The sequence below is a fragment of the Mesorhizobium waitakense genome (genome assembly GCF_056431085.1).
This window is the reverse complement of the sequence record NZ_JBWKME010000138.1, coordinates 1-8,607: the sequence shown is the minus strand read 5'-3', so window position 1 is coordinate 8,607 and position 8,607 is coordinate 1. Positions and strand designations below refer to the sequence as shown.

Below are 8,607 nucleotides of genomic sequence, written 5' to 3'. Positions count from 1 at the left end.
GTCGATCCTTCGGGACGCGCGCCCGCATCATCCGCTCGGGATCATTCGTCCAGGTGTCGGGCAAGAAGAGCCGAAGGCCCACCATCACCGGCACTTCGCGTGAGGCCAGGGTCACCGACACCAGCGACTGGCAGTTGGACGTCTTGCCAAGCGACGAAGCGTATTGAGGCGCGACACCAACCGAATGTTGTCCCTTCTTCGGTAACGCTGTGTCGTCAATGACGAGAAAACCCGCCTCATCGCCGACCAGGCGATCTGCCTCCTTCAGCAGGGCGGCCTCGAGCGGAGCGCTGTCCCAAACCCCTGCCGCGACAAAATGATGAAGCTGATCGTAGCCGACATCGCCCGCTCGAGCGGCCATCGGTTGTACGCCCTTACGGTCGCCCGGCCCGATCAGACCAGCAATGTACAGCGGACACATCCGGCGCCGAGCTGGATGCGAAAGACCTGCCAAAAACGGTTGAAGCCAGCGCTCGAGATCGGCTTGCCAGTCCACATCCATTGATCGGCCCTCCACAAGCCGACCTCCCATGAATCACGCAAACTCTCTCTTGGGAATTCCAAAAACTCGCCCGCCGCTAAAAACCTGCCAAAGTAGTGCTAGGAAACCCGACTGCAGTGACGGTTCGGGCCTCACTCACCTGCCAAGCCAATATCCGCCGGGTCGGGAACCGCCGCCTCGAAAATCTCAAGATAGCTCTTACGCCTCTGGGCTCTTGTGGAGGCGCGCTTGCGAACCTTCCCGCCGATAATTTCCTTTAGCTTCTCGGCCGTTGGCTAAGCGCCGTTCATTTTTGGCGAAACGCTTGGCGATGATCCGGGTAACCGTTGAATGGCCGAAACCGCTTCGCAATAGTTTCGCAATAGCGAGGTCGCTCGACCAATTCGGAATGATCCGGCATTGTTGGTGACGTAGCCGGTGAACTCTGAAAAAGCCCGTGATGGGAACATGGACCAGCGAGGCGCTTCGAATGGGGCCGGAAACTGCGTACGCCACCGCCGGAAATATCCGTGCTATCGCGGTGGCAAGCTCACCCGCGCAGGGAGTCGAGGGTTTTGAGGCAGACTTGGATGCGTCAGAGACTTAAGCGGCTGCAGGTGAAGCAAACCTTTTGGAAGTGCTTTGCTTTGGCCGGACGCACACATTGTCAACGAGCCGGATGTCCCCCAGCCATGCGGCCACGAGGATGCGTGCCGATCTGTCCGCGGCGTCGAGCGGCGCGAGGTCATCGTCGGCCCGCAGTTCAAGATACTCGACTTCTTTGTAGCCGGCCGCCAGGATTGCCTGCCGCGCCTCAATGAGTACGTCGTCGGCTGTCGCCCCTGTCGCCAGCCGCTCGGCCAACGCGAACAGGATTTCCGCGAGGCTCGGCGCCGCCTGTCGCTGTACGGACGAGAGGCGAAGGTTGCGCGACGACATTGCCAGACCGTCGGCTTCGCGCACCGTCGGGCAAGCGACGATCTCGATCGGAATATCGAGATCGCGCGTCAGCCGGCGTACGACGTGCAACTGCTGGAAATCCTTCTCTCCGAAGAAGGCCAGATCGGCGCCCGTCTGCAGAAAGAGCTTGGCTACGACAGTTGCCACGCCGTCGAAATGGCCGGGACGGTACGCACCGCACAACCCATCGCTCACCCCGCTCACCGAGACCGTGGTGGCGAAACCTTCCGGATACATTTCAGAGGCATCGGGTGCGTAGAGCATATGGGCACCCAGCGGCGCGAGCTTGGCAGCGTCCTCGTGCTCCGTTCGTGGATAGGCGGCAAGGTCAGCCTCATTGTTGAACTGTCTCGGGTTGATGAAGAGTGTCACGATCACCCGATCCACGCGCTCTAGTGCCGATCGCACCAGGCTGAGATGACCTTCATGCAGCGCGCCCATCGTCGGCACGACGGCAACCTTGAGGCCTTCGCGACGCCAGGCTGAAACAATGCTGCGCAATTCCGCGACAGTCCGGACGATCGGTATGCTCACGCTGCCTCTCCTCCTCTGACGGTTTTTGGCGCATCGCCGAAGACATGCTCGGCCGCTGGAAAATGGCGCTCGCGTACATCCTGCGCATAAGCCGCAACCGCCGCTTCGGCAATTTGTCCGAGCTCTGCGTAACGCTTGACGAATTTCGGGCGGAAGTCGCCGAACAGGCCAAGCATGTCGTCGACCACCAGGATCTGCCCGTCGCACGCCGGCGAGGCGCCGATTCCGATCGTCGGGACGGCCACCTCTTCGGTGATCCACCGGGCGAGCGGCTCAGGCACCTTTTCCAGAACGACCGAAAAAGCACCGGCCTGCGCCACTGCCTGGGCATCGCGCCGGATGCGCTCACCATCCTCGCCCCTGCCCTGCACACGATAGCCGCCGAAGGTATTGACCGCCTGCGGGGTCAGGCCGACATGGGCCATGACCGGTACGCCACGCGCGGCGAGGAAATGGATCGTCTGCGCCATTGCCTCGCCACCCTCGATCTTGATGGCCGCACAACCGGTCTCGGCCATCACCCGGGCTGCGTTTCGGAAAGCCTGCCCGGGACCTTCCTCATACGAGCCGAACGGCATGTCGACGACCATGAGCGCACGCTTGAGGCCACGCCGCACCGCCTTGCCGTGTAGGATCATCATGTCGAGCGTCACGCCGAGAGTCGAAGGCAGGCCGTGGAGCACCATGCCGACGCTGTCGCCCACCAGCACAACATCGCAGTGCGGATCGATGAACCGGGCGACCGGGGTCGTGTAGGCTGTCAGGCAGACGAGCGGAGCCTGGCCTTTACGCAAGCGAATGTCCGGCGGCGTGATCGCCTTGGTCTCAGCAGATATGCTCAAGCGAAGCCTCCTTCCCTAGCGTTATCCATCGCGGGTGTCGCCTTTGGCATATTTTTGTGCAACTGCGAAGAGCAAAACGGCTACCTCTCGGGATTGGCGCCGAAAGGCATGCCCACGACCATCGGTGCAGTCCCAGCCCCGACTGCACCCTTGCCAGGCGCATTCATTCAGCTCCAGCGCAACGATCAAATTGGATGATAGGCGATCCCGCACTATGGCGGTACTTTCGCCGACAACCGCAGTGCCGCAGTGCCGATCAGCTTCGCCATCAACGTGATATGGGCGGGAAGCGTTGCTACCAACCGCGGTGCAGGACGAGCATCGCAATAGTCTTGCTTGGGCTTTATTGCTTTCCGCGGCAACCGCCACTATGTAGCGACGCTTCCCCGACTGTCTTTCAAGCCATCTGGAGAGTTTCATGACGGAAGAAGCCAAAAACAACATCGACACTCTCATCGAGCTCACCGCCGATGTCGTCTCAGCGTATGTGTCCAACAATCCGGTCCCGGTAGCTGATCTCCCTGCCCTGATCAGCCAGGTCTACGCGGCACTCAAAGGCACTGCCGGCGCCAGCGTTTCCGCAGAAGAAGCGGAGGCTCTCAAGCCTGCGGTATCGATCAGGAAGTCGGTGACACCGGACTACATCATCTGCCTTGAGGACGGCAAGAAATTCAAATCGCTGAAGCGCCATCTGTCGACCCATTATGGGCTGACGCCGGACGACTATCGCGCCAAATGGGGTCTGTCGGCGGATTATCCCATGGTCGCGCCGAATTACGCCGCAACGCGTTCGGCGTTGGCCAAGACGATGGGGCTCGGCCGCAAACCGAAAGAGCCGGAAACGCCGGCGCCAACGAAGCGGACCCGCAAGAAGGTCCCAGCTTGATTTCAGAAATCGAGGTTTTTCTGGAGCGCGCAAGCTGCCATCGGCACCATCTGCATCTGCCCGGAATGTGAAAAGGCGGGGTCCAGCCCCGCCTTCCTTTCAAACAGCTTTGGCTTCCCAGCCTGGATGCACCTTGTCCATCGGCTGTTGCCAGGACGCTGGAGAAGATTCAGCCAGCTTTGCTGAGGCTGCCAGCAGAGGACTTGCCAGTGCGGCGGTCCTGTTCGATTTCATAGTTGATCTTCTGGCCATCGGCGAGGGTCGAGAGCCCCGCTCGCTCAACGGCGGAAATGTGAACGAAAACATCCTGACCGCCATTGTCAGGCTGGATAAATCCAAATCCCTTACTGCTGTTGAACCACTTCACGGTTCCAGTCGCCATATGCGTGTTCCTTTGTAACAATTGCAACGTGGGCAGGCCGTCCGGCCAGTCCCGATTCATAACCGAACTTTGGAGTTGGGCGCAGCAAAAAACGAAAAATTGCAAGGCCCGGTAGATCGGCGGCCGGCAGCTCGCTCACTGCAATGACCCTATTGTCAGCAAGCACGTCCTGCGCTCTCGCTCTCGCGCATGGCCCAGAACGACCCGCGATCTGAAGCCCGGGCGGTCTCATCGCTCCGAGGAATTGCAAAGCCAGGTCTAGCGCTGCCGGGCCGACGTAGCGAATGTGGCACCGACGGCCACCGGTCCACCAAAAAGCCATCAGCACCACCAGGCCGCGGCGTGTTTTTCCATCGGCCTCTCTCCCAGACGGGGTTGGTTACGGTGTCACGACTCGCAACTTGGCTGCTTCATAATCGAACGAAACGCGGTTCCGCCCACGTTGTTTCGCTTCAAAAAGGCATCGTGCGGCAGTGCGGAGGACATCCTGAGTATCTGCACCATGAGGGATTTCCGCACCACCGATGCTGACGGTCACCTTCACGCCGTCTTGTTGCCCTTTCACGCCAGGAACCCGCTCGATATGACGACGGATCTTCTCCGCAATGGTCTTTGCCTGCTCTTTGCGGATGTGGCGTAGCAACACCCCAAACTCTTCCCCGCCAAGGCGACCGATCCCGTCTCCTGGGCGCGTTGTATAGATGAGCGCCTTCGCAATCCGAACCAGAGCTTCGTCACCCTTGGCATGGCCGTGCTTGTCGTTGATTGACGAGAAGTGATCGGGATCGATGAGGAGAAGGGTGTCGCATTCCCCTTCATCGCGGCTTCTATCCATCCTTGCGATGAATTCACCGCGACTAAGAAGTCCTGTCATCGGGTCATGACTGGTGACGAAGGTGAGCCTGCTATGCGTCTCTTTCAGGGCTGCATGAGACTTCTCCAACTTGTCGCATGTTTCCTGGATCGTTTCCGCCTGGGTGAAAATGTAGGCACTGACCGGCATCCCGATGAGGATGGGAATGAAGGTGCATTCCACCCAGCTCAGCCAGTCGATCGGCATCTGCAGCGCAAGCCGAGCCGTAAAAGACAAACCGAAGGTTGCGACGACTGCAATTATCGTCACGACTATTGATTTGCCCAGAATACGCCTGCGACGCGGTGTCATGCGGTTCCTTTAGATACTGGCGCTGAACAAGCTCTTACGAAGTCCATTAAGATTATTTCGGACGCGAAAGGCAAGGAAGCGCAACTGTCGCCGTTCAAGGTCGCGACAGCGAGCCGGTAGCTGACAGAGCGGCGAATTTTAGCAACGGTTAAAATTCGAGTTTTTCGAATCTGCCGGCGTTAGTTTTCGGATGCTACCCAGCCTTCACAGATGGTGAGCGTGGAATATGCGTGGTCCAGGTTGGATTAGAGATATACGGCAGGCTGAGGCTCAGCACCTGCGAGATCGAATAGCTTGGCTTGAATGCGAACTGATTTCTGCGGCCGCGTCCAAAGGCAAATCCAAGTTGCAAAACGTTGGTCACGAGCTTCGTTCGCAGAAGGTTCGACTGGCACGCCTCGAACAATGCATAGCGTGGATGCCGAAGCGGCTCTAGTGTCGCGCCCACATGCGAGGGGTAGATTGACCTGAGACCCTGAAGCTCCTCCAATTTTTGGTAGAGTCCGTCTTATCGAGGAGACGGACGAATGAAGCGTTCACGGTTCACTGAAGAACAGGTCATCGCGATTTTGAGGGAGCAGGAGGCGGGGATGAAGACCGCCGATGTCTGCCGCAAGCACGGGATCTCGGAAGCAACGTTCTACAAATACAAGGCCAAGTTTGGCGGCATGGACGTTTCCGACGCGCGGAAGCTGAAGGCCCTGGAGGAAGAGAACGCCAAGCTGAAGAAGCTGCTGGCCGAGCAGATGCTGGACAATGCCATCCTGAAGGATGTCGCTGCAAAAAAATGGTGACGCCCGATGCCAAGCGATGCGCTGTGGCCCACGCCTGCGATCAGCATGGGGTGAGCCAGCGTCGGGCGTGCAAGGCTCTTTTCGTCGATCGCTCGAGCGTTCGCTACACAAGCACTCGGCCGGATGATGCGGTCTTTCGAGCCGCGATGAAGACGGTTGCCGCGGAGCGGCGGCGCTTCGGCTACCGGCGCATCCACATCATGCTTGAACGGCAAGGGATGGTGATGAACCAAAAGAAGCTGCGGCGGCTTTACCGGGAGGAGAAGCTGCAGGTTCGCAGGCGTGGCGGCCGCAAGCGGGCCTTGGGAACGAGAAGGCCGATGATCGTGCCGGACCGGATGAACGAGCGCTGGTCGCTCGACTTCGTCAGCGATGCCGTCACGGACGGCCGGCGGTTCCGGGTTCTGGCCGTCGTCGACGACTTCACGCGGGAATGCCTGGCGCTGGTCGCAGATACGTCGCTGTCAGGTGCCCGCGTGGCCCGGGAACTGGACGCTATCATCGCCCGTCGCGGCAAGCCTTGCACGATCGTCTCCGACAACGGCACCGAACTGACCTCGATGGCCATCCTCAAATGGTGCCAGGAGAGCGGCGTCGAATGGCATTACATCGCGCCCGGCAAGCCCATGCAAAACGGCTTCGTGGAAAGCTTCAATGGCCGGTTCCGCGACGAATGCCTGAACGAAACGCTGTTTTCCACCCTCGCGGAGGCGCGGGCTGCGATCAAACTATGGAAGGAGGACTACAACCGGCACAGACCACACTCAGCGCTGGGCAATATCACGCCCATCGAATTCGCCATGAAAATGGCACTGGAAAAACAGGCCGCATGAGGCCAGAAATGAAACCCCGGACTCTCCATTGAACTGGAGCAAAGATGGGTCTCAGGTCAAGATCCGAAGATCGCCGTTGTGGCGGGACCCCGGCTCGCGGTCCGATTATTCACACGCCGCCGCTCGCTCAACAGGGCCACTCAGCGGGCACGACCGAAAAATCGCCTCAGATACAAGGCATGGTCCTGCATCCATCCCCATGCTACCTATCGTTGACCCAACATAGCCTGAGAGCTATATTCGGTAAGAGAGTCGGCATTTCCGATAGTTCGATAGAGCGTTCGGGATAGCACAATCGAGTTGTTGACTTACCTCGTAGCCATCGCGCGACCCCTCTCGCAAATCTAACGTTTCCGTATAGACGGAAGTGCGGGCGCCAACATTACGGAGTCAATTTCATGGGACGCGGTCTCGATAGCGTCATCGCATCCTTTCCGCAAAGACCGCGGGATCGCATCGATGCGCGGTATACGGAGGAGATCCAGGAGGTAGAAGGTCTTCGGGCACTGCGCCGGATCGCAGGCAAGGCCCAAGCAGATGTTGCGGCCGCTCTGAAGATCAAACAACCGTCTGTTTCGAAGATCGAAAACCAAGTTGATATGTACGTTTCGACGCTTCGCAGCTATGTCGAAGCCGTCGGCGGAAAGCTTGAGTTGACGGTCAGGCTGCCGAAGCAGCCGACCGTGCGTATCCATGCTCTCGGAGAGATCGCTGCCACGATCTCCGAAAATCTCGCCCCTCCCAAAACTTCTCTCGCCAAGGCCGGACACCGCGGATGACCCAACCAATCCGCAACCTTCCGCGAAGCTATCGCTACAGAACGCTGAAGGCCGGCCGCAATTTTGAAAGGCGTTGAATTCCATGATTGGCATCGAAACACGAACCGCAGCAGGCATTCTCACGCTCACAGCGTTGCGCGGCATCGGGCCCGCCACGGCTGAACGCCTTGCGGAACGATTTTTGCTACTTGACGCAATCATCGGCGCCGAGCCTGCGAAGCTTCGATCCGTCGTCTCGGCTGCCGTCGCCGAAAGTCTTCACGAGCCGACTGCCAAATTCTCCATTGCGACGACGAGCCCGTCGTTTATGCACTCGGCCGCTATTTCACGGCTTCCGATCCGCGGCATGCGACGAGTGCCTTGAGCGCGGCCGTGTTGTCTTTGAAAAATAATGACAGCCAGGCGCAAGTCCTCGGCGAATGCGTTGGCCGCGCCGTCGACCTTTTCGACTGGAAACCCGACTGCATCATCCCCGTACCCATGAAGCCGTCGCAGGAGCGCAACCGCTTCAAGGAACTGCTCGAAAGCGCTGCCGACCATTTCGACGAGGATATTGAGGTCGAACTCAATGGCCTGAAAACCGTCAAGGAGGTCGAAGGCTATAAGCAGATGAACGCGCTGGAGCGTGCGGAGGCCATAAAGGGTGCCTTTGACACGGATTACACTTGGGGTGGCGCCAAGATTCTGCTGCTCGACGATGTCTACACGACCGGAGAGACGACGAGAGAGTGTGTGCGCATTCTTAACGCCAACGGGGCCGGCGAGGTCCGGGTGATGGCGATCGCCAAGGATCAGCGCGTCTTCGCGCGCAAGACCTGTTCCGCCTGCGGGCGATCGATGAAGATACGCGAGAATCACGCGACGCACGTAAAATTTTGGGGCTGTTCGGGTTATCCGCATAATACCAACGGTCTCGGGTGCTGACTCTTTTGTGATTTTGGAGCATCTCCG

Annotated in this window: 9 protein-coding genes and 1 pseudogene; 5 read left to right on the top strand and 5 right to left on the bottom strand. The window is 59.1% G+C overall.

Features of this window, described 5'->3' with window-relative positions; translation table 11 throughout:
• The 3 genes and pseudogenes from AC07FD_RS27530 to panB all read right to left on the bottom strand — a co-directional run.
• A pseudogene (locus tag AC07FD_RS27530) lies at positions 1-539 on the bottom strand (IS701 family transposase); the annotation flags it as partial.
• A gap of 545 nt (positions 540-1,084) precedes the next feature.
• Positions 1,085-1,975 carry a pantoate--beta-alanine ligase gene (panC, locus tag AC07FD_RS27525; protein ID WP_378924759.1) on the bottom strand — a complete coding sequence of 297 codons (891 nt, stop codon included), beginning with the start codon at positions 1,973-1,975 and terminating at the stop codon, positions 1,085-1,087.
• Positions 1,972-2,817 carry a 3-methyl-2-oxobutanoate hydroxymethyltransferase gene (panB, locus tag AC07FD_RS27520; protein ID WP_478352402.1) on the bottom strand — a complete coding sequence of 282 codons (846 nt, stop codon included), beginning with the start codon at positions 2,815-2,817 and terminating at the stop codon, positions 1,972-1,974. The genes panC and panB overlap by 4 nt, the downstream gene beginning before the upstream one ends.
• Positions 2,818-3,235: 418 nt before the next feature.
• Between panB and AC07FD_RS27515 the strand changes: the two genes are divergently transcribed.
• Positions 3,236-3,703 (top strand): Ros/MucR family transcriptional regulator, encoded by a 468-nt coding sequence (locus AC07FD_RS27515; RefSeq protein WP_378924763.1) that lies wholly within the window; start codon positions 3,236-3,238, stop codon positions 3,701-3,703.
• A 169-nt stretch (positions 3,704-3,872) separates the two neighbouring features.
• On the opposite strand, the gene AC07FD_RS27510 is transcribed toward AC07FD_RS27515, so the two are convergent.
• Complete coding sequence (locus AC07FD_RS27510; RefSeq protein WP_095081581.1) at positions 3,873-4,085, bottom strand: cold-shock protein; 213 nt, start codon at positions 4,083-4,085, stop codon at positions 3,873-3,875.
• A gap of 379 nt (positions 4,086-4,464) precedes the next feature.
• Complete coding sequence (locus AC07FD_RS27505; RefSeq protein WP_378924765.1) at positions 4,465-5,250, bottom strand: GGDEF domain-containing protein; 786 nt, start codon at positions 5,248-5,250, stop codon at positions 4,465-4,467.
• A 527-nt stretch (positions 5,251-5,777) separates the two neighbouring features.
• Here AC07FD_RS27505 and AC07FD_RS27500 point away from each other — a divergent pair.
• The 4 genes from AC07FD_RS27500 to AC07FD_RS27485 all read left to right on the top strand — a co-directional run bounded on the left by AC07FD_RS27500 (position 5,778) and on the right by AC07FD_RS27485 (position 8,580).
• A protein-coding gene (locus AC07FD_RS27500) for an IS3 family transposase (RefSeq protein WP_478352401.1) occupies positions 5,778-6,877 on the top strand; the annotation gives its coding sequence in 2 pieces (ribosomal slippage) (positions 5,778-6,030 and positions 6,030-6,877; 1,101 coding nt in all).
• A 398-nt stretch (positions 6,878-7,275) separates the two neighbouring features.
• A complete protein-coding gene (locus AC07FD_RS27495) occupies positions 7,276-7,656 on the top strand; it encodes an XRE family transcriptional regulator (protein WP_095090296.1) in 381 nt (126 codons plus the stop codon).
• An 82-nt stretch (positions 7,657-7,738) separates the two neighbouring features.
• Positions 7,739-8,020 (top strand): helix-hairpin-helix domain-containing protein, encoded by a 282-nt coding sequence (locus AC07FD_RS27490; protein WP_478352400.1) that lies wholly within the window; start codon positions 7,739-7,741, stop codon positions 8,018-8,020.
• The gene (locus tag AC07FD_RS27485; protein WP_478352399.1) at positions 8,017-8,580 is read left to right on the top strand and encodes a ComF family protein; all 564 of its coding nucleotides are present in this window, start codon (positions 8,017-8,019) and stop codon (positions 8,578-8,580) included. The genes AC07FD_RS27490 and AC07FD_RS27485 overlap by 4 nt, the downstream gene beginning before the upstream one ends.
• Positions 8,581-8,607 lie beyond the last annotated feature (27 nt).